Genomic DNA, 21,714 nt, shown 5'->3' on the forward strand with positions numbered 1-21,714 from the left:
CCCATATGTTTCAATAATTCCATATGGCCGGATTGTCATTGCCAAACCGGCCCACCCTTTTTGTCATAACGCCGGATATCTCGCTTTCCAAGTCTTGCAGCTTGCAGGCCGGGCAGAGTATCGGTTCGCACATGGCAAAGCTCTACTTTAATTTCTCCACGATGAACGCCGGTAAGTCGACCGTGCTTCTTCAAGCGTCACACAACTACATCGAACGCGGGATGCAGACCTACCTGCTCACCGCGCAGTTCGACAATCGGGCTGGCCACGGCAGAATTGAAAGCCGCATCGGCATTGGCGAAAACGCCGACACCTACGATCACGCCGAGGACTTGTTTGCCAAGATCAAGAACCGCCTCGATAGCGGGCCATGCGCCTGCGTCTTTGTCGACGAAGCCCAGTTCCTCGAACCCGAGCAGGTCTGGCAACTCGCACGCGCCGTCGACGACCTCGGCGTTCCGGTCATGTGCTTTGGTCTGCGCGTGGATTTCCGCGGTCAGTTGTTCCCGGGATCTGCCACACTTCTGGCACTCGCTGACGAGATGCGTGAAGTGCGCACAATCTGTCATTGCGGGCGTAAGGCCACGATGGTCGTGCGAAAGGGCCCCGACGGCAAGGTGCTTACCGACGGCGATCAGGTCGCGATCGGCGGCAACGAGCGCTACCTGTCCCTGTGCCGCCGGCACTGGCGAGAGGCTGTCGGAGACCGCTAGACCGCCTGTGGTAACGGCTTGCCCGCTTGCCAGGCCATGATATTGTCGAGCGCCATTTGCCCCATGGCCTCGCGCACTTCCAGCGCGGCGGTGCCCAGATGCGGCAGCAGAACCACATTCTCCAAGGCACGCAGTTCCTCTGGCACGTATGGTTCCTTGACGTAGACGTCGAGGCCGGCACCGGCGATGCGGCGCTCCTGAAGGGTTTCGATCAACGCCTCCTCGTCGACCACGTCCCCTCTGGCGATATTGACGAAGATTCCGGTCGGCTTCATTGCGGCCAGCGCAGCCGCATCGATCATCTTCTGGGTTTCGGCACTCGCCGGCACCGTGACGACCACGATATCGGACTGCGCCATCAGATCATGCAAGCTCTCGACCTGACGGGCCGGCATTTCGACCGATTTGGTCGAGCGGTTGAAATAGAGCACCGGCATGCCGAAGCCATAGTGACACCGATGGGCGACAGCCTGCCCGATGCGGCCCATGCCGACGATGCCGACGGTCTTGCCGGTCACATGCGTTCCCAGCATCTGCGTCGGCCCCCAGCCGATCCATTCGCCCGCACGCACAATACGCTCGCCCTCACCTGCCCGCCGGCACGCAGACAGGATGAGGGTCATCCCGATGTCGGCCGTCGCATCGGTCACGGTATCGGGTGTGTTCGACACCTTCACACCGGCGGCCTTGGCGGCATCGACGTTGATGTGATTATACCCGACACCGAAATTGGCGATCACGCCGCAGCGCAGGTTTTCGCCGGCCATTTCAAAGGCTTTTGCCGTGAACGCATCTCCGAGAGTCGGGAGGATCGCGTCGTAGTTGCACAAGGCCTCGGCCGCCTCAGTCTCGGTCAGGCCGGCGACGTCCGAACGCAACGTCGTATCGAAATGCGATTGCGCGAACGCGTGGTTCGCATCGGGCAAGGTTCGGGTGATGAGCAAACGCTTCAATGCAAACGGCCTCCAAGGGGGACCTCTTGGTCCGGGACGGTCAATACAACCTCGCCATTCTCGTCAGGCAAGCCAAGAACCAGAACCTCTGAGATGAACTTGCCGATCTGACGGGGTGGGAAGTTGACCACGGCCATCACTTGCCGGCCAACCAGTGTTTCGGGATCATAATGCGCCGTGATCTGAGCGGAGGACCGACGTTCTCCGATCTCACCGCCGAAGTCGATCCAGAGTTTGATCGCCGGTTTGCGCGCTTCGGGATAGGGCTCGGCGCGGGTGACCCGGCCGACACGAACGTCGACTTTCTGAAAGTAGTCATAGCTGATGTTATCCACGGGAGAGTTCCTCAGATCTTTGCGCGGCGGCATGGACCGCACGCCGCAGTAGTTGCGGAAACCCGGTCTCCGCGTCCATCAAAACTTCGAGCGCCGCTTGGGTGGTGCCATTCGGAGAGGTCACATTGCGGCGCAGCACGTCAGGGGATTCATCAGCAGATTCAGCCAGTTGCCCGGCCCCGCCAACGGTCGCCTTGGCCAAGGCCATAGCCAAATCAGGTGCGAGTCCCTCGGCCTCGCCTGCGGCCGCCAAGGTTTCGATCAGGTGAAACACGTAGGCCGGGCCAGAGCCGGACACGGCCGTCACGGCGTCCATCTGCCCTTCGTTTTCGAGGCGAACAGTCTGGCCGACAGCCTGCAAAAGCCCCTCGGCCAGCAACATATGCGCTTCGGTGGTGGTTGCGTTTCCGATCAACGCCGTGATGCCCCGGCCAATGGCCGCAGGCGTATTCGGCATTGCCCGGATGATCGGGCTTTCAGCGCCCAATACGGCTTCGAATGACGCGATCAGAGTGCCCGCGGCAACGGACAGAAAAAGCGTCTGACCGGCCCCGAGCGCCCGCAACCGGGGCAATGCATCGCCCATCATCTGCGGCTTGACCGCGATCAGCGCAACGGCGGGATCGTCTGGTAAGTCCTTGTTTATATGGACCCCTGTCGAGAGCAGCCAGTCAGAGGGATTTGGGTCCAGCACCCAGACAGACGTAGCGGGCAGCCCGTTGCCCAGCCATCCCTGCAACATCGCCGAGCCCATTTTGCCGCATCCCAATAGGACGAGGCCGCGTTCGGACAATTCTGACATCGGGGTCTCCGTTTACGTGTTTTGGGGCCGATCTGGCGGCTCAACGACCTAGGAAACCCATCTGGAATTGTGGGTCAAGCCCACCATGCTCTCAGGCGCGACCGTAGGCCTCGGCCATGGCGATTTGAAGCGCCTCGTCCGGCGTCCGGTCGCCCCAGGTAACCAGTTGAAAAGCGGGGTAAAACCGCTCACAGCTGACCACCGCGGCCTTGATAAGCGTGTCGATCTGTTCGCTGCCGGCGACCTGATCACCGGCCAGAACGAGGCCATAGCGGTAGACCATCAGCTTCTGCTCACCCCACCATGTGAAGGCACCGGACCAGCACAAGTCATTGACGGAATTGAGCATTTCATAGACCCGGCCCATCTTTTCCTCGGGAGGCTCCATCTCGAAAGTGCAGATCAGACGCAGGGTTTCGTCAAAGGCCGACCACGCGAGGGTGATCGAATAGGTCCGCCACTGTCCTTCGACGGCCATCGCGATCTGATCATCGGCAATCCGATCGAACTCCCACTCGTGAAGTTCCGCAATGTTTTCAACAACATCAATGGGATGGAGCTCATCAGAGTCGATATAGTGCTCAGTCAATGCCATGACGGGGCCTCGTTCTTTGTGGCGCTGGTTACCCTGCCAGGGTCAAGCGCTCGGTGACTGCTCTAGGACGGGTATGGTTTTCTTTCCGTTCCTACAACATATCGTGGGGCCGCTGGCCGCTTCTGTAAAGTCATTTCTTGGGGATAAACCGCCCGTAAGGCCAAAAAGACGTCGTTTCCGGCGTCGGATATCACATCGTTCTGCCGTCGGTATCGCGTCGGTGTCGTTTTCCCGACATGTGCCGGGGACTGCCCCCCATTGCAACCTGTGGCGCACCCCCTCAAGATATGCGCAAACAACGAAAGGTATCCTCCAGATGAACCTCGACCTGCTCAAGAAGCTATGTGAAACCCCCGGTGTTCCCGGCAACGAAGAGCGCGTCCGCGCCCTGATTTCCGACGAGGCGTCCAGCCTGTTCGACGACATCCGCACCGACCCGATGGGCAGCCTGATCTGCACGCGCAAGGCCGATCCCTCGGTCAAGGATCCGCAAAAGATCGCGCTGATGTGCCATATGGACGAGATCGGGTTTCTGGTCAGCCACGTCACCGAAAAGGGCTTTATCCATGTGCAGCCGGTCGGCGGTTTCGACCCGCGCAACCTGTTCTCGCGCCGGGTTCTGGTCTGCACCGAGAAGGGCGACCTCAAGGGCGTGATGAACCCCGGCGGCAAGCCGGTGCACATCGCCTCGGCGGAGGATCGCAAGAAGATCCCCGAGGTCACCGAATTCGTCATCGACATCGGCATGGGCGACAAGGCGGCCGATCACGTCAAGGTCGGTGACTTCGTGGTGATGGACGAACCCTTCATCGAGATCGGCGACAAAATCGTGTCCAAGGCGCTCGACAACCGGATTGCCTGCTGGCTGGGCATCGAGGCCATTCGCGCCCTCGGCGACAAGGGCCGCGGCGCCGAGGTGACCGTTGTCTTTACCGTTCAGGAGGAAGTCGGCCTGCGCGGTGCGCGCACCTCGTCCTATGGCATCAAGCCGGACATCGGCATCGGCGTGGATACGACGCTGGCCTGTGACACGCCCGGCGTGCCGGAGCATTTCCGCACCACCAAGCAGGGCGACGGCTTTGGTCTGCATGTCCGCGATTCGAGCTTCATCGCCGACAAGGCGCTCGTCAGCCAGATCGAGGCATTGGCCGTCGAAAAGGGCATCCCTTACCAGCGCACCATGCTGGCCGCCGGTGGTCAGGACGGGGCTGCCGTCCAGCAAGCCGCTGCCGGTGCCCGCGCCATCGGGATCGTGGTCGGCACCCGCTATATCCATACCGTGACCGAGATGATCCACAAATCCGATCTACAGGCCGCTCAGGATATTCTGACCGCCTATCTGGAGACGTTCTGACGACAAATCCGCGAGGCCGGGCGCCCCGGGAAGAAGGTGGTGCCTTGGCCCGGGTCGGGCGGCCGCCTGCACGCGTTTTGCGCACGGCGCTGTTGGCAGAGTGGGGGTGAGCGTCAGGGGGCGCTGCCCCCCGCTTCGCTCCCCCCGCCGTATTTTGGGCCAAAAGAAGCGGGCCGGTCGGGCGGTGTTGCAGTCAGCCCTTGGCTTCGAGGGCTTCGATCCGGGCCAAGAGTGCTGCGTTTTCTTCGCGTGCCTTTTGCGCCATCGTCCGCACCGCGTCGAATTCCTCGCGGGTGACGAGATCACGGTCGGCGAGCCAGCGGTCCATCATGGATTTGAGCGCGGTGTTCGCCTCATCCTTGGCCCCCTGTGCGACGCCCATGGCGTTCGTCATCAATTGGCCAAGGTCGTCGAAAATCTTGTTGCGGGTCTGCATGTCAGCCTCCGGTCATGGTTGCCCTATATATGGGGCGCGTTGCTCTTGTTCACAAGCCACGGCGGTTGGTTGACTTCGTCGCAGCCGAAGGCCAGAGATCATGCCCATGCAAACTGGCCTCCCCTTCCCCCCGATTTCGCCCGAGATCTTTTCGATCTCCCTGGGCGGGTTTGAATTCGCGCTGCGCTGGTATGCTCTGGCCTACATCGTCGGCATCATCATCGGATGGCGCATCGCCGTGGCCGCCGTGCGCCGCCCTGCCCTGTGGCGCGGCGCTGTGCCCGCCGCGACGCCCGAACAGCTGGAGAACTTGCTGACCTGGATCGTGGTCGGCGTGATTGCGGGCGGTCGTTTGGGCTATGTCCTGTTTTACAACCCGACTTACTACTTTGCGAACCCGACGCAGATCCCGATCATCTGGGAAGGCGGCATGTCGTTTCATGGCGGCTTTCTCGGCGTCGTTGTCGCGATATTCCTGTTTGCCCGCCGCCACGACATCACTCTCGGCTCGCTTGCCGACACGGTCGCGCTGGCGGCGCCGCCGGCGATCCTGCTTGGCCGCCTCGCCAATTTCATCAATGCCGAATTGTGGGGCCGTCCGACCACTCTGCCGTGGGGCGTGATCTTTCCCGGTGAGGCTGCACAGGCCTGTGCCACCGCGACGACGATGTGTGCCCGCCATCCCTCGCAGCTATACGAGGCGCTCCTCGAAGGTGTGGTCCTGCTTGCCGTGATGCTGTGGTTGGCGTTTCGGCGTGGGGCCTTCAAGACGCCGTGGCTGTTGTCGGGGGTGTTCTTTGCCGGATATGGCATCGCCCGTTTCCTCGTGGAGTTCGTCCGCCAGCCCGACGAGCAGTTTCAGGGGCCGGGCAACCCGCTGGGTCTTGCCTTTCACATTGACGGCGTCGGCCTGACCATGGGCCAGACCCTGACCCTGCCGATGATCGTGCTGGGCATTGCCGTCATCGTGATCGCCCGTCGTCGCGCATGACCCCGCTGGCCGAACAGCTGATCGCGCGGATTGCCCGCACCGGGCCGATCCCGCTGTCCGACTATATGGCGGAGTGCCTGCTGCATCCTCAGCACGGCTATTACAGCACCCGCGACCCATTGGGGGCCGCAGGGGATTTCACCACGGCCCCGGAAGTCAGCCAGATGTTCGGCGAGTTGATTGGCCTGTGCCTTGCACAGACCTGGAAGGATCAGGGAAAGCCCGCCGCGATCGCTCTGGCCGAGCTTGGACCGGGCCGCGGCACCTTGATGGCCGATGTGCTTCGCGCGACCAAGGGGGTGCCGGGGTTTCATGCCGTTGCTCAGGTGCATCTGGTCGAGGCTTCGCCCGTCTTGCGCCAAGCGCAGGCCGACCGGGTGCCGCAGGCCACGTGGCACGACAGTATCGAGGGTCTTCCCGATCTGCCGCTGTTCCTGATTGCCAACGAGTTCTTCGATGCGCTGCCGATCCGTCAGTTCCAGAGGGCGGAAGGCGGCTGGTCTGAATGCGTGGTGGGTGTGCAGGACGGGACCCTGGCCTACGGGCTGACCAGCCCCTCACCCATTGCCCGGTTGGAACATCGGCTGGAGGACACCAAGCCCGGCGACATCGTCGAGACCTGCGCCCCCGGGCAGGCCGTCGCCAACCGGATCGGGCAGCAGATCGAGGCGCACGGCGGTGCGGCGCTGATTATCGACTACGGCGATTGGCGCAGTCAGGGCGATACCTTTCAGGCCGTTGCCCGGCATGGTCACGTCGATCCGCTGAGCGCCCCCGGCCAAGCGGACTTGACCGCGCAGGTCGACTTCGAGGCGCTGGCCCTCGCGGCGTCCCCCGCCAAGTTCACCCGGCTGACCCCGCAGGGCGTGTTTCTCGAACGCCTCGGGATCACGCAAAGGGCCGAGGCGCTGGCGGCGAAACTGTCCGGCCCGGCCCTTGAAACCCACATCGCCGCGCATCGGCGCTTGACCCACCCGGCAGAGATGGGTCACCTGTTCAAGGTAATCGGCCTGACCCCTTCGACAGCGGCGCCACCGCCCGGATTGGAACCATGACGCTCGATATCATCACCTCGGACGCGCTCAGCCCCCTGCGCCACGGCTTTTTCGGCCGGTCGGGCGGTGCCTCGTCAGGCGTGTTTTCCGGGCTGAATTGCGGCTATGGCAGCTCTGATCAGAAAGAGGCCATCGGCATCAACCGCGCCCGCGTGGCCGAGGCGATGGGAGTCTCGCCGGAGGCCCTTGCCGGGGTTCATCAGATCCATTCCGCAGATGTCGTCACAGTGACGGATGTGCGCGAGGAGCGCCCCCCGGCGGATGCGATGGTCACGGCGACACCGGGTGTGGCCCTGTCGGTGCTGACCGCCGATTGCGCCCCGGTCCTGTTCGCAGACAAGGACGCCGGGGTCATTGGCGCGGCCCATTCCGGCTGGAAAGGCGCCTTGGGCGGCGTCCTCGAAGCCACGATCGAGGCGATGGAGGCGCTGGGCGCCGACCGCGACGGGATCGCCGTCGTGATCGGACCGACGATCAGCCAGCGCGCTTACGAGGTCGGCCCCGAGTTCCTTGATGCCTTTCTGGCAGAGGACCACGAAGCGGCCCGCTTCTTTGCCAATGGCGAAGGCGACCGGATGCAGTTCGACCTGCCCGGCTTTGCTCTTTGGCGGCTGCGCACGGCTGGTGTCGGCCATGCGGAATGGACCCGCCATTGCACCTATTCCGAACCGTCGCGCTTTTTCAGCTATCGCCGGACCACACATGCCCGCGAAGCCGACTACGGCCGGTTGATTGCAGCCATCCGGCTGTAATTCGGCACGATTGCGGCGGCAATGTGCCGTGGCATCGGAAACAATCCCTGCATCCTACCGTTCGTTACCGCCCCTTGGTGAACAATCGCCCTAGTTTTGCGAGCCTCGGGGTCGCCCCGGCCATTTCGCCGCAGACGCCGAGTGCCAGTTCGCCCGCCCGGCAATTTACCACGATACCGTCAAACTCCTGCCGCAGGCGGAGGTCAGGATCAGCCGCAATGGGGCAGAACACACGACCCCACATTGACATTGAGGCCCTGCATAACCCGTGAGGAGAGCGCCATGACGACCGAGAAACGCTGGATCGAGCCACTGTTGGCAGAGGCCGCCGCCTGCAAGACCAAGATGCCTTGGGAGCGCGGACTGCGCCGCCAAGCCTTCATCAGCCGTCGCGACGGGGCCGAGAACACCACATCGGCAAAGCGCCCCGGGTTCGAGCAAAGCCGCGCCTCCGCCTGATCCGAAATATCGGGGCCAATAGTGGCCAAATCTGACAAGGAATCGCCCGACCGTCACGGTCGCGGCGATTTTTTCGTGGTTAACGACACCGGTCTCGAATCAAAATGTGGCAGGATATCCTGTGGCGGTGTGAACAATCCCTGACCGGACCGCGGGATTGATGACGAACCGAATCCGTTTCACGACTTTGGTTGACAGGAAAAGCTGATTTCGGCCACATTTAGGACAACAGCAATGTTCCTCAGATGTTGTCGGTGGGGCCGACAGATGTGTGACCAACCTCAAGGGGTAAGGCGCATGATGACGTCCCACAGAACCACCGCTGGCCTCGCGGTGGACCGAAATAAGTCGCTGGTTCCCTCAGGCCAGTTTTCTCAGGCGGATGGACGATCTCCGCGCATGATGCCTCTCATGCGCAAAGTCGAGATCGTCCACCTGACCAACCGCTACTCTCTCGATATTGACGATTTCAGCCGCATCGTTCCGGCCATCGGCCCATTCGACGAAGCCTTTTCGGCCTTTGCCCGTGGCAGCTTGCTGCAGACGGATCGCGGACAGCTTGCCGTCGAAGACCTCTTGCCCGGCGACAAGGTCCGGACTGTCGACGCCGGTTTTCAGACCCTGATTTGGCGCGGCACCACGGTTCTTTCATCCCTGGCCAAGGGACAGGATCCGTCGATGGGCCAGTTGACCCGGATTGCCGCGGATTCGCTCGGCATCGCCCGCCCGATGCCCGATCTCGTGCTTGGCCCTCGTGCCCGGTTGGCGCACCGGTCCGCCGGCGTCAGAACCCTGACGGGCAAGGACACCGCGCTGATCCCGGTGCGCGACTTCATCGACGGGGTCAACGTCGTCAGCCTGACACCGCCGACCACCGTCCCGGCCTATCACCTCGGCTTCGAGCGTCATCACCTGCTTGCCGCGAATGGCGTCGAGGTCGAAAGCTATCACCCCGGCCCGTTGCATCAGCTTGGACTGCGCGGCGATATGCTCGCCCTGTTCCTGTCGTGCTTTCCACATGTGGACAGCCTTGAGGATTTCGGGCCGCCTGCCCTGCCGCGGCTCCGCTTGTCGGATCTGGATTTGTTCGAGGTCGCCTGAGCGCGGCTCAGGCCTCGCGGGCGAGCCGCTCTTCGAGAACGTCGAAGGGCACGCCCGGCTCGTCTTTGGCCCCCCGGATCACGAGGCTGGTCTTGACGCTGGCCACGTTCGGGGCTGCGGTCAATTGCTCGGTCAGGAAGGTCTGGAACGATCTCAGGTCGGGCGCCACGCATTTCAGGATGAAGTCCACCTCGCCGTTGAGCATGTGGCATTCGCGGACCAGTGGCCAGCCCTGGCATTTCGCCTCGAAGGCCGACAAGTCCACTTCGGCCTGACTGACCAGACCGACCATCGCAAAGACCTGCACTTCGAACCCCAGTTCCCGCGGATCCACGTCGGCGTGATAGCCCCGGATATAGCCCTGCTCTTCGAGCGTGCGCACGCGCCGCAGACAAGGGGGCGCGGAAATGCCGACACGGCTGGCCAATTCCACGTTGGTCATCCGACCGTCGGCTTGCAATTCGGCCAGGATCATACGATCTATCTCATCGAGCTTGGTCCCGGGCATGTCGTTCTCCTTGTTGAATTGGCATTGAATACGCCAAGGCCAAGGTTTGCGCAACAATGTTTCAATGGGGCGCAACTATATTATCCAAATTTTTGATTTGGCGCGCTCTGGCGCACTCCGCCAACTGTGAAGACCACCCGGTCGGATTGCCGATTGTCCCCCTTTCCCCCGGCGGGCGAGACACTTATATCGGGTGGGCATCAAAGGGGGATCACCATGACAGAGCACCGCCACACCAAGACGCTGATCATCGGCTCCGGCCCGGCTGGCTACACCGCTGGCGTCTATGCCGCCCGTGCGATGCTGAACCCCGTCTTGATCCAGGGTCTGGAGCCGGGTGGCCAGTTGACCACCACGACCGAGGTCGAGAATTGGCCCGGTGACACCGAGGTGCAGGGCCCTGACCTGATGGTTCGGATGGAGGCGCATGCCCGCGCCATGGGCTGCGACATCGTGAGCGACATCGTGACCTCTCTGGACCTGAGCAAGCGCCCGTTCACCGCCCAGACCGACAGCGGCACGGTCTGGACCGCGGATGCGATTATCCTCGCCACCGGGGCGCGCGCGAAATGGCTCGGCCTGCCGTCTGAGGAGAAGTTCAAGGGCTTCGGCGTCAGCGCCTGTGCCACTTGCGACGGCTTTTTCTATCGCGGTCAGGAGATCGTCGTGGTCGGCGGCGGCAATACCGCCGTGGAAGAGGCGCTGTTCCTCACCAACTTTGCCTCGAAGGTCACATTGGTGCACCGCCGCGACGAATTGCGCGCGGAGCGTATTCTGCAGGACCGCCTGTTCAAGAACCCCAAGATCGAGACGCTGTGGTTTCACGAGGTCGACGAGGTTATCGGCGCCGACAGCCCTCTGGGCGTCGAAGGCGTGCGGGTCAAGCACACCAAGACCGGCGAGATCACCGAAATCCCTGCCAAGGGCGTCTTCATCGCGATCGGCCACGCCCCGGCGTCCGAGCTGGTCAAGGACGTGCTCGAAACCCAGCACGGTGGCTATGTCGTCGTGGAGCCAGGCAGCACGCGCACTTCGATCCCCGGCGTCTTTGCCGCCGGCGACCTGACGGATCACGTGTATCGCCAAGCGGTGACGAGTGCCGGCATGGGCTGTATGGCCGCTCTGGACGCGGAACGGTTCCTTGCGGAACACGGCATGGCGGAAGCCGCACAGGCCGCCGAGTAACTGCCCGGTGTTTCTGCGCTATGACGGACCGCTCTATCGGATCGTCTTTGCCAGTCGGGCTGACCAGGTACTTGACGGGGTGATCAGCCCGGAGGCCCGGTTTCACCACAGCGGTCAGCCCGCGCTCTATGCCTCGCCCCTGCCCGCCTCGGCCGCGCTGGCGATCGACATCTACCTTCAGCCAGAGGATCCGCCGCGGGTTCTCCAGCAGCTGCACCTCGTCTCGGAGCGGATCGTGGATCTGCGCGATCCCGATACCTGCGCGACCCTCGAGATCGAGCCGGACTGGCCCTCGGTCATCTGGCGCAGCCAGCGCGATGCGGGTCAGCCGGCGACGAGCTGGCGCGCCTCGGATGCGGCCCGTCGGGCCAATGCGGACGGGATGATCTATGCCTCTCGTCGCGCGCCGAGCCGGTGGCATATGGTGCTGTTTCACTGGAACACGCCCGAGGGCGCGCAGCTCACCACCCTGGGCGCGCCCGAACCCTGGGCGGCGCCGAACCAAACCTGAGCCCGGCCGATCAGGATTTGTCCGCGGACCGGTCGTGGTTGCCGCGTCCGCAGCACAACCGCCGCGGGACTTGCACGAAAGCCATACCGGCGTTGTCACGCCGGTTTTCCCCCCCACCAACCTTGCGTCCTTGCCCGATTGCTGTTTATGGGTCGCGGAACATAACCGTGGCTGACTGGCCTCCTCATTAGACGAAACGAGTATAGTGATGTCCGAACCTCTTGCACCGATCCCCGAACTGTATGTCAGCCACGACAGCGCCCAGAAGCTGAAAGTGGAAGCTGGCAACCTGACCAGCCACGATCTGACGCTACGCCAGATCTGCGATCTGGAATTGCTGATGAACGGCGGCTTCAACCCGCTGAAGGGATTTCTGTCCGAGGCCGACTACGACAACGTCGTCGAGAACATGCGTTTGGCCGATGGCAGCCTCTGGCCGATGCCGATCAACCTCGACGTCTCCGAGAAATTCGCTGAGACGGTCGAAGTCGGTCAGGACATCGCCCTGCGCGATCAGGAAGGCGTGATCCTCGCCACCATGACCGTCACCGACAAATGGGTGCCGAACAAGGCGCGCGAGGCCGAGAAGGTCTTTGGCGCAGACGATTCCGCTCACCCGGCCGTCAATTACCTGCACAACCATGCCGGTTCGGTCTATCTCGGTGGCCCCGTCACCGGCATCCAGCCGCCCGTCCACTACGATTTCCGCGGCCGCCGCGATACGCCCAACGAGTTGCGCGCCTATTTCCGCAAGATGGGCTGGCGCAAGGTCGTCGCGTTCCAGACCCGCAACCCGCTGCACCGCGCGCACCAGGAACTGACCTTCCGCGCCGCGAAGGAAGCGCAGGCCAACCTGCTGATCCATCCGGTCGTCGGCCTGACCAAGCCCGGTGACGTCGACCACTTTACCCGCGTCCGCTGCTACGAAGCCGTGCTCGACCAATACCCCGCCTCGACGACGGCGATGTCGCTGCTGAACCTCGCCATGCGTATGGCCGGCCCCCGCGAGGCGGTCTGGCACGGTCTGATTCGCAAGAACCACGGCTGCACCCACTTCATCGTGGGCCGCGATCACGCAGGCCCCGGCAACAACTCCAAGGGCGAGGATTTCTATGGCCCCTATGATGCGCAGGATCTGTTCCGCAAGCATCAGGAGGAGATGGGCATCGAGATGGTCGACTTCAAACACATGGTTTATGTGCAGGAGCGCGCCCAGTACGAGCCGGCCGACGAGATCGCCGACAAGGACAACGTCACCATCCTGAACATCTCGGGCACCGAATTGCGCCGCCGTTTGGCCGAAGGTCTCGAGATCCCGGAGTGGTTCTCTTTCCCCCAAGTGGTCGAAGAGCTGCGCCGCACCAAGCCGGCCCGTTCCAAGCAGGGCTTCACCGTCTTCTTCACCGGCTTCTCCGGTTCCGGTAAGTCCACCATCGCCAACGCGCTGATGGTCAAGCTGATGGAAATGGGTGGTCGCCCGGTGACGCTGCTCGACGGCGATATCGTCCGCAAGAACCTGTCCTCGGAGCTCGGGTTTTCCAAAGAGCACCGTGACCTGAACATCCGCCGCATCGGCTATGTCGCCTCCGAGATCACCAAGAATGGTGGTATCGCGATCTGTGCGCCCATCGCCCCCTATGCCACGACCCGCCGCGCGGTGCGTGAAGACATCGAAGCCTTTGGTGCCTTTATCGAAGTCCACGTCGCGACCAGCATCGAAGAGTGCGAAAAGCGTGACCGCAAGGGTCTCTACAAGCTGGCCCGCGAAGGCAAGATCAAGGAATTCACCGGTATTTCCGACCCCTACGACGTGCCGGAGAACCCCGAACTGCGCGTCGAGACCGAAGGCACCGATGTGGACAACTGCGCCCATCAGGTGATCCTGAAACTGGAATCGATGGGTCTGATCAAGGGCTAAGCGCCCTTTTCGATCAATCTACAGATGGCCGCCTCGTTCCGAGTGAACGAGGCGGCCATTTTCTTTGGCAGCGCGGCCGATGATCTCGGCGTAGCTCCAGGCACAGGGCTGCTGCGCCTTAACGCACACTGGCTCGGCCCGGCGCACGCCGGCTGCGGGCGCGCGCACATCTCGAGAGACTGGGATTTTGAAGGGGGCCGGCTTGCGGGCACCTCACGCGCCCGCAGTCAATCCGGTGGGAGGGCCTGTCGCCCTTAGTGCAGCGTCACCAGCTGCATGTCGTGCTCTTCGGCCAGATGCGACGCGATCGACGGATGCGCCACCAGCGCGACCTGCTCGCCTTCGCCGTTGTGCACGGCGAATACCGTTTCCAGATCGCCCGCCTGTTCGCGCAACTCGACGGGAAGGTCAGCAACGGCGACGGATTTCAGGTAGACGAAATTGCCCTCGGGAGAATTCATGTCTGCTTTGCTGTTCATCACTTTCCGCTCCTTTTGATCTCGATCGTCTGGACGATGCTTTCGGGCACATGCCGGGTCAGATCGACGTGTAGCAGACCATTTTCGAGTATGGCCTCGCCGACGTCGACTCCGTCCGCCAATACAAAGCTACGTTGAAATTGGCGTGCGGCAATGCCTCGATGCAAAAACACCCTACCGTCGGCATCGTCTTTTTGCCGGCCGCGGATGACGAGGCTCGAATCTTCGACGGTGATGCTTAAATCTTCATCGGCAAAACCGGCGACCGCGAGCGTGATCCGGTAGGACCGTTCCGACGTTTGTTCGATGTTGTAGGGGGGATAGCCTTCGTTTCCGGACTTTGCCGTCCGTTCGACCAGCCTTTCAAGCTGTTCAAATCCCAGCAAGAACGGGTGCGTTCCCAGCGTAAGTTTCGTCATCTGACACGTCCTTTGACAAGCGACTGTGTTTACGGCCCCGCGTTTCGGCGACCATGGGAGAAATATGGGAGTGCGCGGGTGAATTCGCAAGAGGTAGTGCTTTGCGGATGGACCGATGCCGCCTATATTCACCCGGATGCTACGAGGAACCATATGAATACCTCTGCCAAGATGGAACAACTCGAGGTGTTGCGCGTGAAGCTTGAGGTTCTCAAGCGCGAGCACCGGGATCTGGACGAGGCGATCCACGCGCTTCAAGAGCGTGGCACGATGGATATGCTGATGATCCGCCGGATGAAAAAGCAAAAGCTGGCGCTGAAGGATCAGATCACGGAACTGGAAGACCGGATCCTGCCCGACATCATCGCCTGACACCGCATCGAACGGCTGACGACTGCCCTTCGTGGCCGCAGGCTTGAACGGCGTCTTGCCCCCTGCCCCCGCATAGCTATAGTGCGCGCTCACGAATGCGGAGGTGGCCCATGGCTGCGGTGAAGATCGGGATCATCATGGGCAGTCAGTCGGACTGGCCGACGATGCGCGAGGCGGCTGTTGTTCTGGATGAATTGGGCGTGCCGTACGAGACCAAGATCGTATCCGCACATCGCACCCCCGACAGGCTTTGGGACTATGGCAAGACCGCGGCGGAGCGTGGATTGCATGCGATTATCGCGGGCGCCGGCGGGGCCGCGCATCTTCCTGGTATGATGGCATCCAAGACCCGGATCCCGGTGATCGGCGTGCCGGTCCAGACCAAGGCGCTGAGCGGCGTCGATTCGCTCTATTCCATCGTCCAGATGCCGCGCGGATTTCCTGTGGCGACCATGGCGATCGGCGGTGCGGCCAATGCGGGACTGATGGCCGCCGGTATTCTGGCGCTGAGCGATCCGGCACTGGCCGAGCGGTTGGACGCGTGGCGCGACGCCCTTGCCGCCTCGATCCCTGACGAGCCCAAAGATGACTGAGCCGCTGCGCCCCGGCCAAACCATCGGCATTCTCGGCGGCGGTCAGCTTGGCCGGATGCTTGCCGTGGCGGCGAGCCGTCTTGGCCTGCACGTGCATGTGTACGAGCCGGGCGCCGGATGCCCTGCCGCCGAAGTCGCCACCCGGACCTTTACGGCCGCCTATGACGATACCGCTGCCCTGACCGAATTCGCGCAAAGCGTCGATGTCGTCACCTATGAATTTGAAAACATCCCCACCGCCGCGCTCGACGTGATCGAGGCGCTGCGCCCGATCCGGCCGGGCAGACGCGCCTTGGCGACGTCGCAGGACCGGCTGACCGAGAAGGCGTTTCTGCGCGATCTGGGTCTGGCGACGGCTCCCTTTGCCAATGTCGAAAGCGCCGAGGACATGGCCGCCGCCGTCGACGAGATCGGCGCACCGGCCATCCTGAAGACCCGTCGGATGGGCTATGACGGCAAAGGGCAGGCTCGGCTCAAGACCACCGACGATGCCGCCGACGCTCTGGCCGCCATGAACGGCGCCCCGGCCATTCTGGAAGGCTTCGTCGTGTTCAGCCATGAGGTCTCCGTCATCGGCGCGCGCGGGCTGGATGGCGCCGTCGCCTGTTTTGATCCGGGCGAGAATGTCCACGAGGACGGCATCTTGCGCACCACGACCGTGCCCGCCCGCCTGACCGCCTCGCAGCGGACAGATGCGGTGCTGCTGGCCGCGCGCATCCTGACCGCGCTCGACTATGTCGGCGTGCTCGGAGTCGAGCTGTTCGTGACCGAGACTGGCCTGATCGTGAACGAGATCGCGCCGCGTGTGCACAACTCGGGTCACTGGACGCAGAACGGCTGCCAGATCGACCAGTTCGAACAGCACATCCGTGCGGTGGCGGGCTGGCCCTTGGGCGACGGGTCGCGGCATTCGGACGTTGTCATGGAAAACCTGATCGGCGCCGACATGGACCGGGTGCCCGAGATCGCCAAGAGCGGCGCGGCGCTGCACCTATACGGAAAGGCCGAGGTCAAGCCCGGGCGCAAGATGGGTCACGTCAACCGGATCGTGCAAGGCTCGTGAGGTCTGGCGACCTGCGTCCTAGCTAGCACCTTCGGTCAATCGAGCCCGAAAAGCACCGCCCCGAGGCTCAGGCTTCGATCGAATTGGCCCGTGTCGAGGAAGGCACTGACCTGCGCCATCACCAGCGGATTGTTCATCATGAAGGTGTGGCTGACCGGCAGGACAAGGTGATCCGACATGCCTTCCATCCGGGTCGATGCGACGGACACCTTGCCGTCGTCGGCGCCTTCGATCAGAGACGAATAGACCGGGTTGATCGATCCTGTCCCCGCGATGATGCCGACCTCGTAGGACGGCAGCGGCAACTGGTTGGGCACCGAATCCTCCTCAGTGCCGAGTTGCAGACCCGCAGGCCCGTTGAACCATTGGAACGGCTCGAAATCACCAAAGATGTCGACCAGTTCCGATCCGTTGTTCGGCGGCCCAAGCATGACGACGCGGCCCATGTCGGCCGGCCGATAGCGGGTCAGCCAAGCCCGCACCAGAATGCCCCCCATCGAATGGGTGACGAAATGCACCTTGCGCGCTCCGCAAGCCTCGACGTCGGAGCGGATATTCTCCTGAACGAGCGTCTCGATGGTTTCCTGTGTCGAGGGATAGCCGGTGTTGACCGTGTAATATCCCTGCAATTCCAGATACTCGGCCATCGGCGCCAGCGAATACTCGCTCCGCGCCAGCCCGTGCAGCAGGACGACGCATTCCCCGCGATCGGATACGGTCACGGGCTCCCGCCCCGGCACTTGTGCCAGTATGGGAGCCGCCGCGAGGACCAGCGCGAGGATGAGAATGAATGGACGCATTCTTCAGACTTAGCACCCTCAAAGATAACGTTAAGGTAAACCTGCAAGTGACCTTGCGTCTTTTACCGCAATTGGCGCAAATTGAGCGCAGATGTCAGGCAAATCCCCCCCTCGTCCGCCCCGGATAGCCGTCCGTGCAATCCTGATGCACGAAGACCGGCTGCTCTTGGTCAACGCCTGGAAGGGAAAGACACACCTCTGGTGTGCGCCGGGCGGCGGCGTGGAGCCGCATTCCAGCCTGCCGGAAAACCTGCGCCGTGAGGTCCATGAGGAGTGTGGATTGACCATCAGCGTGGGGGAGCCCTGTCTGGTGAACGAATTTCACGATCCGGAGTTCGATTTTCATCAGGTCGACGTCTATTTCCGCTGCACGCTGATCTCGGGCGATCCGCATGGCGATTGGACCGATCCCGAAGGCATTGTCACAGCCCGCCGCTGGGTCACCGCAGAGGAGTTGTCACGGCTGACCGTGAAGCCCGACAGTTTGGCGGCGGTCGCATTTGGCCCGTCCGGGCCCGCGCATTACGATCCGCTGGAGCCGATCGTCCGCTAGCGCCGCTTCCACAGCGACAAGCCGATCCCGCCGAGTACCAGAGCGGCTGCCACGGCAAAGCGCCAATCGATGCTTTCCCCCAGAACCAGCACCCCGCCTGCGGCGGCGATCACCGGCACGCTCAATTGCGCAATCGCGGCCCGTGTCGCTGCCAGCTTTGGCAGCACCTGATACCACAGCGCATAGCCCAAACCCGAGGTCAGCCCACCCGCGACGGCGGCGGTCGCCGCACCGGCCCATGTCCATTGGCCCGACCCCAGCAGGATCAGCGGCAGGACGATCGGCAGACACAGCGCGAAGTTCGCGGCCGTTCCCGCCAAGGGGTCCGACTCGGCCCGCCCCATGAGCGAGTAGACGCCCCACCCCACAGCCGCCAAGGACATGAGGGTGACGCCTTGAACGGGAAGAGAGACAGCCTCCGTTGGCCAGACGAGCACGCCCAGACCAGAGAGCGCGACCGCGGCGCCCAACAGCTTTGGACCGGTCAATCGCTCACCACCCGCGACCGCGCCTGCGAACATCGTCACCTGCACCCCACCGAAAAGGATGAGCGCCCCGACCCCGGCATCCAGCGTCAGATAGGCCGCAGAGAAGCCCGCCATATAGAGCGCCAACATCGATGCCGCCCCGATGCGGCGCGTCCAGCTTGCGGAAAGACCGCCATTTGCCTTGGCCCCGCGACGCCAGACCAAGACCCAGAGCACGACGGCTCCGGCGGCGACCCGCAGGACGGCGAATAGACCCGGATCGGTTCCATAAACGGCAACGCCCAGTCGGTTGAGCAAGGAATTAGCCGCAAAGGCGATCATGGTCAGTGTGGTGAGGGCAAAGAGTTTCATGGGGCACTGCTGCGCTGTGAGCGACGACGAGGCAAGACCTTTCAAGATCTTGCACCGGTTTGTGACGTGACGGGCGGGGCGCTCGGTTCCGATCCGACGCGGCGCATCTCTTCTGTCATGAAAAAGGGGCCCGGCAATCGCCGGACCCCTCTGAAATCGCCTTTGTGAAAAGGCAGATTACATCATGCCGCCCATGCCGCCCATGTCGGGCATGCCGCCGCCGGCAGGTCCGCCGTCTTTGGAGGGCTTGTCAGCGATCATGCACTCGGTGGTGATCAGCAGGGACGCGACCGAAGCGGCGTCCTGAAGTGCTGTGCGAACCACTTTGGCCGGGTCGATGACGCCGAACTTGAACATGTCGCCATATTCTTCGGTCTGGGCGTTGAAGCCGAAGGCCAGGTCGTTGCTTTCGCGGATTTTGCCAGCCACGACGGAACCGTCGACACCAGCGTTGTCTGCGATCTGACGCAGCGGTGCTTCGAGCGCACGGCGCACGATGGCGATACCGGCGTTCTGATCGGAGTTGTCGCCGGTCAGACCTTCCAGCTTCTTGCCGGCCTGAACCAGAGCAACACCACCGCCTACGACGATACCTTCCTGAACGGCCGCACGGGTGGCGTTCAGAGCATCGTCAACGCGATCCTTGCGCTCTTTCACTTCGACTTCGGACATGCCGCCGACGCGGATCACGGCAACACCGCCTGCCAGTTTGGCAACGCGCTCTTGCAGCTTTTCACGGTCGTAGTCGGAGGTGGTCTCTTCGATCTGGCCACGGATCTGGGACACGCGTGCCTCGATCTCGGCCTTCGCGCCGGAACCGTCGATGATCGTGGTCTCGTCCTTGGTGATCGTGACGCGCTTGGCAGAGCCGAGCATGTCGATGGTCACGTTCTCGAGCTTCATGCCGAGATCTTCGGAGATCACCTGACCGCCGGTCAGAATGGCGATGTCCTGCAGCATGGCCTTACGACGGTCGCCGAAGCCCGGAGCCTTCACGGCTGCGATCTTGAGGCCACCGCGCAGCTTGTTGACCACGAGGGTCGCCAGTGCTTCGCCTTCGACGTCTTCTGCGATGATCAGGAGCGGCTTGCCCGACTGGATCACGGCTTCGAGGAGCGGCACCATCGGCTGAAGCGAGGAGAGCTTCTTCTCGTGCAGCAGGATGATCGCGTCTTCCAGCTCGGTCGTCATCTTGTCGGCGTTGGTGACGAAGTAGGGCGACAGGTAGCCACGGTCGAACTGCATACCTTCGACGACATCGGTCTCGGTCTCGAGGCCTTTGTTCTCTTCGACGGTGATGACGCCTTCGTTGCCGACTTTCTGCATCGCATCCGCGATCTGACGGCCGATCTCGGCTTCGCCGTTGGCGGAGATGGTGCCGACCTGAGCAACTTCGGCGCTGTCGTTGACAGGGCGTGCAGCGGCCTTGATGGCTTCGATGACGGTCGACACGGCAGTGTCGATGCCGCGCTTCACATCCATCGGGTTCATGCCGGCGGCAACCGACTTCATGCCTTCTTTGATGATGGCCTGAGCCAGCACGGTGGCAGTGGTGGTGCCGTCACCGGCTTCGTCGTTGGTCCGGGAAGCAACTTCCTTGACCATCTGTGCGCCCATGTTCTCGAACTTGTCTTCCAGTTCGATTTCCTTGGCAACGGTCACACCGTCCTTGGTGATGCGAGGAGCACCGAAGCTCTTGTCGATCACGACGTTACGGCCTTTCGGGCCGAGGGTCACCTTCACCGCGTTGGCAAGGGTGTTCACACCCTTGAGCATGCGATTGCGGGCATCGGATTCGAATTTGACGTCCTTAGCAGCCATGTTGATAGCTCCTGAAATTAGATTGTTTCATGGTCCGTTGGGCGCATGGTCACACGCGCCATCAGCGGCCGACGATTAGGAGATGATCCCCAGAATGTCGGATTCTTTCATGATCAGCAGGTCTTCACCGTCGACCTTGACCTCGGTGCCCGACCACTTGCCGAACAGAACGGTCTGACCCGGCTTCACAGCCATCGGGATCAGTTCGCCGCTGTCCTTGCGAGCGCCTTCGCCACAGGAGACGATTTCGCCCTCAGCGGGCTTTTCTTTTGCGGAATCCGGAATGATCAGACCGCCAACGGTCTTCTCTTCGCTTTCGACGCGACGCACGAGAACGCGGTCATGCAGCGGTGTAAATGCCATCTTTGTTGCTCCTTAGAACAAAGTTTCTCCCATTCGACCCGGCGGGTGCGTATGCTCCGGGGGCCGTTAGCACTCACCCCGGGCGAGTGCTAACGAGCGGTAGGTAGGCAAAGCGCCAGCGACTGTCAAGCAATGTCGTCGCAGAAAAATTGCCGCCTCGATGCAAGCCGTTGCAACCCGAGACGGGACGCTGCCCGATCCGGAACAACGGCCCCGATGCAGGTATTCGATGCAAATAGGTCGCACCTCCCCCCGACGGCCCGTCGCGGCCAAATAAGGTTTGACCGAATCCCGGCGCCAGCTTACTGAGTTCGGACCTGATTTAATGGAGGCTGTATGATGCGAAGGACCCTTTTGCGCACCTGCTGAAGCGCTTGCAGCCTATTGCCCGGCGGAAGTTTCCGCCCAATGCCCTCCATTCTACAGGACGATCCCATGCATCCCCCGTTTTTCGTGGTCGACCACAAGGTCGGCCCTCATGTTCCGTTGCCGCATCACGAGCGGCCCGTCATACGTCGTAGCGCACCCGAAGTGCTTCGGTTGAGCCTGCCAGCCCCCGGCAGCGCAGAGGTCGGCTTTGCGCCCGCACCCATGGCCGCGGCCCCCTCGGAGGTCGCGCCGAAGGAGCCGCGAGGCGGCGCCAGTGGCTGGTTCTCGCGCTTCTGGCGTCGTCCTCAGCGGAGCCATGCCTGATCGGGCCTGCCCAAGCTTGAGCCTTGGGCGGGCCTGACATAGCCTGATCGA

27 protein-coding genes are annotated in these 21,714 nt (G+C 62.6%); 15 read left to right on the top strand and 12 right to left on the bottom strand.

The genetic code is table 11. The features are described from left to right. Nucleotides 1–131 precede the first annotated feature (131 nt). Nucleotides 132–713, top strand: coding sequence for a thymidine kinase (locus tag LOM8899_RS00170; RefSeq protein ID WP_093990152.1), 582 nt, complete (start codon nt 132–134; stop codon nt 711–713). Here the strand turns inward: LOM8899_RS00170 and LOM8899_RS00175 are convergent. The 4 genes from LOM8899_RS00175 to LOM8899_RS00190 all read right to left on the bottom strand — a co-directional run bounded on the left by LOM8899_RS00175 (nt 710) and on the right by LOM8899_RS00190 (nt 3,398). Continuing rightward, on the bottom strand, nt 710–1,666 hold the full coding sequence (locus tag LOM8899_RS00175; RefSeq protein ID WP_093990153.1) for a 2-hydroxyacid dehydrogenase: 957 nt from the start codon (nt 1,664–1,666) through the stop codon (nt 710–712). The genes LOM8899_RS00170 and LOM8899_RS00175 overlap by 4 nt on opposite strands. Continuing rightward, entirely contained in the window at nt 1,663–2,001 is a 339-nt protein-coding gene (locus LOM8899_RS00180) for a tRNA-binding protein (RefSeq protein WP_093990154.1), read from the bottom strand. The genes LOM8899_RS00175 and LOM8899_RS00180 overlap by 4 nt, the downstream gene beginning before the upstream one ends. Then, on the bottom strand, nt 1,994–2,803 hold the full coding sequence (gene proC, locus LOM8899_RS00185; RefSeq protein ID WP_093990155.1) for a pyrroline-5-carboxylate reductase: 810 nt from the start codon (nt 2,801–2,803) through the stop codon (nt 1,994–1,996). Before proC ends, LOM8899_RS00180 begins: the two co-directional genes overlap by 8 nt. A gap of 91 nt (nt 2,804–2,894) precedes the next feature. Next, nucleotides 2,895–3,398 (bottom strand): type III secretion system chaperone family protein, encoded by a 504-nt coding sequence (locus LOM8899_RS00190; RefSeq protein ID WP_093990156.1) that lies wholly within the window; start codon nt 3,396–3,398, stop codon nt 2,895–2,897. Nucleotides 3,399–3,714: 316 nt separating this feature from the next. Here LOM8899_RS00190 and LOM8899_RS00195 point away from each other — a divergent pair, with 316 nt between their 5' ends. After that, on the top strand, nt 3,715–4,752 hold the full coding sequence (locus tag LOM8899_RS00195) for a M42 family metallopeptidase (protein ID WP_211096149.1): 1,038 nt from the start codon (nt 3,715–3,717) through the stop codon (nt 4,750–4,752). A 193-nt stretch (nt 4,753–4,945) separates the two neighbouring features. Here LOM8899_RS00195 and LOM8899_RS00200 read toward each other — a convergent pair whose 3' ends face one another. Next, nucleotides 4,946–5,188, bottom strand: a complete 243-nt coding sequence (locus LOM8899_RS00200) for an accessory factor UbiK family protein (protein ID WP_093990157.1) — start codon at nt 5,186–5,188, stop codon at nt 4,946–4,948. A gap of 106 nt (nt 5,189–5,294) precedes the next feature. Here LOM8899_RS00200 and lgt point away from each other — a divergent pair, with 106 nt between their 5' ends. From lgt to LOM8899_RS00225, 5 genes are all read left to right on the top strand, one after another. Continuing rightward, nucleotides 5,295–6,179, top strand: a complete 885-nt coding sequence (gene lgt, locus LOM8899_RS00205; RefSeq protein ID WP_093990158.1) for a prolipoprotein diacylglyceryl transferase — start codon at nt 5,295–5,297, stop codon at nt 6,177–6,179. Beyond that, nucleotides 6,176–7,234, top strand: a complete 1,059-nt coding sequence (locus LOM8899_RS00210) for a class I SAM-dependent methyltransferase (protein ID WP_093990159.1) — start codon at nt 6,176–6,178, stop codon at nt 7,232–7,234. Before lgt ends, LOM8899_RS00210 begins: the two co-directional genes overlap by 4 nt. Beyond that, nucleotides 7,231–7,986, top strand: coding sequence for a peptidoglycan editing factor PgeF (gene pgeF / locus LOM8899_RS00215; RefSeq protein WP_093990160.1), 756 nt, complete (start codon nt 7,231–7,233; stop codon nt 7,984–7,986). Before LOM8899_RS00210 ends, pgeF begins: the two co-directional genes overlap by 4 nt. 282 nt (nt 7,987–8,268) lie before the next feature. Continuing rightward, nucleotides 8,269–8,445: a hypothetical protein gene (locus LOM8899_RS23315; RefSeq protein ID WP_168770435.1), complete on the top strand. Its 177-nt coding sequence runs from the start codon at nt 8,269–8,271 to the stop codon at nt 8,443–8,445. Nucleotides 8,446–8,856: 411 nt separating this feature from the next. After that, complete coding sequence (locus tag LOM8899_RS00225; protein WP_093991329.1) at nt 8,857–9,546, top strand: Hint domain-containing protein; 690 nt, start codon at nt 8,857–8,859, stop codon at nt 9,544–9,546. A gap of 7 nt (nt 9,547–9,553) precedes the next feature. Here the strand turns inward: LOM8899_RS00225 and LOM8899_RS00230 are convergent, their stop codons facing one another. After that, nucleotides 9,554–10,054, bottom strand: coding sequence for an Lrp/AsnC family transcriptional regulator (locus LOM8899_RS00230; RefSeq protein WP_093991330.1), 501 nt, complete (start codon nt 10,052–10,054; stop codon nt 9,554–9,556). 216 nt (nt 10,055–10,270) lie between these two features. Between LOM8899_RS00230 and trxB the strand changes: the two genes are divergently transcribed. The 3 genes from trxB to LOM8899_RS00245 all read left to right on the top strand — a co-directional run bounded on the left by trxB (nt 10,271) and on the right by LOM8899_RS00245 (nt 13,668). Beyond that, entirely contained in the window at nt 10,271–11,239 is a 969-nt protein-coding gene (gene trxB / locus LOM8899_RS00235) for a thioredoxin-disulfide reductase (protein ID WP_093990162.1), read from the top strand. Between the two features lie 7 nt (nt 11,240–11,246). Next, entirely contained in the window at nt 11,247–11,750 is a 504-nt protein-coding gene (locus tag LOM8899_RS00240; protein ID WP_168770436.1) for an RES family NAD+ phosphorylase, read from the top strand. A gap of 208 nt (nt 11,751–11,958) precedes the next feature. Continuing rightward, nucleotides 11,959–13,668, top strand: coding sequence for a bifunctional sulfate adenylyltransferase/adenylylsulfate kinase (locus tag LOM8899_RS00245; protein ID WP_093990164.1), 1,710 nt, complete (start codon nt 11,959–11,961; stop codon nt 13,666–13,668). A 254-nt stretch (nt 13,669–13,922) separates the two neighbouring features. On the opposite strand, the gene LOM8899_RS00250 is transcribed toward LOM8899_RS00245, so the two are convergent. Both LOM8899_RS00250 and LOM8899_RS00255 read right to left on the bottom strand, forming a co-directional pair. Beyond that, nucleotides 13,923–14,147, bottom strand: coding sequence for a DUF1150 family protein (locus LOM8899_RS00250; protein ID WP_093990165.1), 225 nt, complete (start codon nt 14,145–14,147; stop codon nt 13,923–13,925). Beyond that, nucleotides 14,147–14,566 (bottom strand): Hsp20 family protein, encoded by a 420-nt coding sequence (locus LOM8899_RS00255; RefSeq protein WP_093990166.1) that lies wholly within the window; start codon nt 14,564–14,566, stop codon nt 14,147–14,149. The genes LOM8899_RS00250 and LOM8899_RS00255 overlap by 1 nt, the downstream gene beginning before the upstream one ends. 153 nt (nt 14,567–14,719) lie before the next feature. Between LOM8899_RS00255 and LOM8899_RS00260 the strand changes: the two genes are divergently transcribed. From LOM8899_RS00260 to LOM8899_RS00270, 3 genes are all read left to right on the top strand, one after another. Continuing rightward, on the top strand, nt 14,720–14,938 hold the full coding sequence (locus LOM8899_RS00260) for a YdcH family protein (protein ID WP_093990167.1): 219 nt from the start codon (nt 14,720–14,722) through the stop codon (nt 14,936–14,938). 110 nt (nt 14,939–15,048) lie between these two features. Continuing rightward, entirely contained in the window at nt 15,049–15,531 is a 483-nt protein-coding gene (gene purE, locus LOM8899_RS00265) for a 5-(carboxyamino)imidazole ribonucleotide mutase (RefSeq protein WP_093990168.1), read from the top strand. Then, the gene (locus tag LOM8899_RS00270; RefSeq protein ID WP_093990169.1) at nt 15,524–16,594 is read left to right on the top strand and encodes a 5-(carboxyamino)imidazole ribonucleotide synthase; all 1,071 of its coding nucleotides are present in this window, start codon (nt 15,524–15,526) and stop codon (nt 16,592–16,594) included. Before purE ends, LOM8899_RS00270 begins: the two co-directional genes overlap by 8 nt. 35 nt (nt 16,595–16,629) lie before the next feature. Here the strand turns inward: LOM8899_RS00270 and LOM8899_RS00275 are convergent, their stop codons facing one another. Then, nucleotides 16,630–17,394, bottom strand: coding sequence for an alpha/beta fold hydrolase (locus LOM8899_RS00275; protein WP_093990170.1), 765 nt, complete (start codon nt 17,392–17,394; stop codon nt 16,630–16,632). 91 nt (nt 17,395–17,485) lie between these two features. Between LOM8899_RS00275 and LOM8899_RS00280 the strand changes: the two genes are divergently transcribed. Then, a complete protein-coding gene (locus LOM8899_RS00280; protein WP_093990171.1) occupies nt 17,486–17,947 on the top strand; it encodes an NUDIX domain-containing protein in 462 nt (153 codons plus the stop codon). Here the strand turns inward: LOM8899_RS00280 and LOM8899_RS00285 are convergent. The 3 genes from LOM8899_RS00285 to LOM8899_RS00295 all read right to left on the bottom strand — a co-directional run bounded on the left by LOM8899_RS00285 (nt 17,944) and on the right by LOM8899_RS00295 (nt 20,970). Then, nucleotides 17,944–18,786, bottom strand: coding sequence for a DMT family transporter (locus LOM8899_RS00285; protein ID WP_093990172.1), 843 nt, complete (start codon nt 18,784–18,786; stop codon nt 17,944–17,946). The two genes, LOM8899_RS00280 and LOM8899_RS00285, sit on opposite strands and share 4 nt — an antisense overlap. 177 nt (nt 18,787–18,963) lie before the next feature. Further along, entirely contained in the window at nt 18,964–20,607 is a 1,644-nt protein-coding gene (groL, locus tag LOM8899_RS00290) for a chaperonin GroEL (protein WP_093990173.1), read from the bottom strand. A 75-nt stretch (nt 20,608–20,682) separates the two neighbouring features. Further along, a complete protein-coding gene (locus LOM8899_RS00295) occupies nt 20,683–20,970 on the bottom strand; it encodes a co-chaperone GroES (RefSeq protein WP_093990174.1) in 288 nt (95 codons plus the stop codon). Nucleotides 20,971–21,405: 435 nt separating this feature from the next. Here LOM8899_RS00295 and LOM8899_RS23175 point away from each other — a divergent pair, with 435 nt between their 5' ends. Further along, entirely contained in the window at nt 21,406–21,663 is a 258-nt protein-coding gene (locus LOM8899_RS23175; protein WP_133064953.1) for a hypothetical protein, read from the top strand. Nucleotides 21,664–21,714: the final 51 nt, after the last annotated feature.

The organism is Flavimaricola marinus (assembly GCF_900184895.1).
Taxonomy (GTDB): domain Bacteria; phylum Pseudomonadota; class Alphaproteobacteria; order Rhodobacterales; family Rhodobacteraceae; genus Flavimaricola; species Flavimaricola marinus.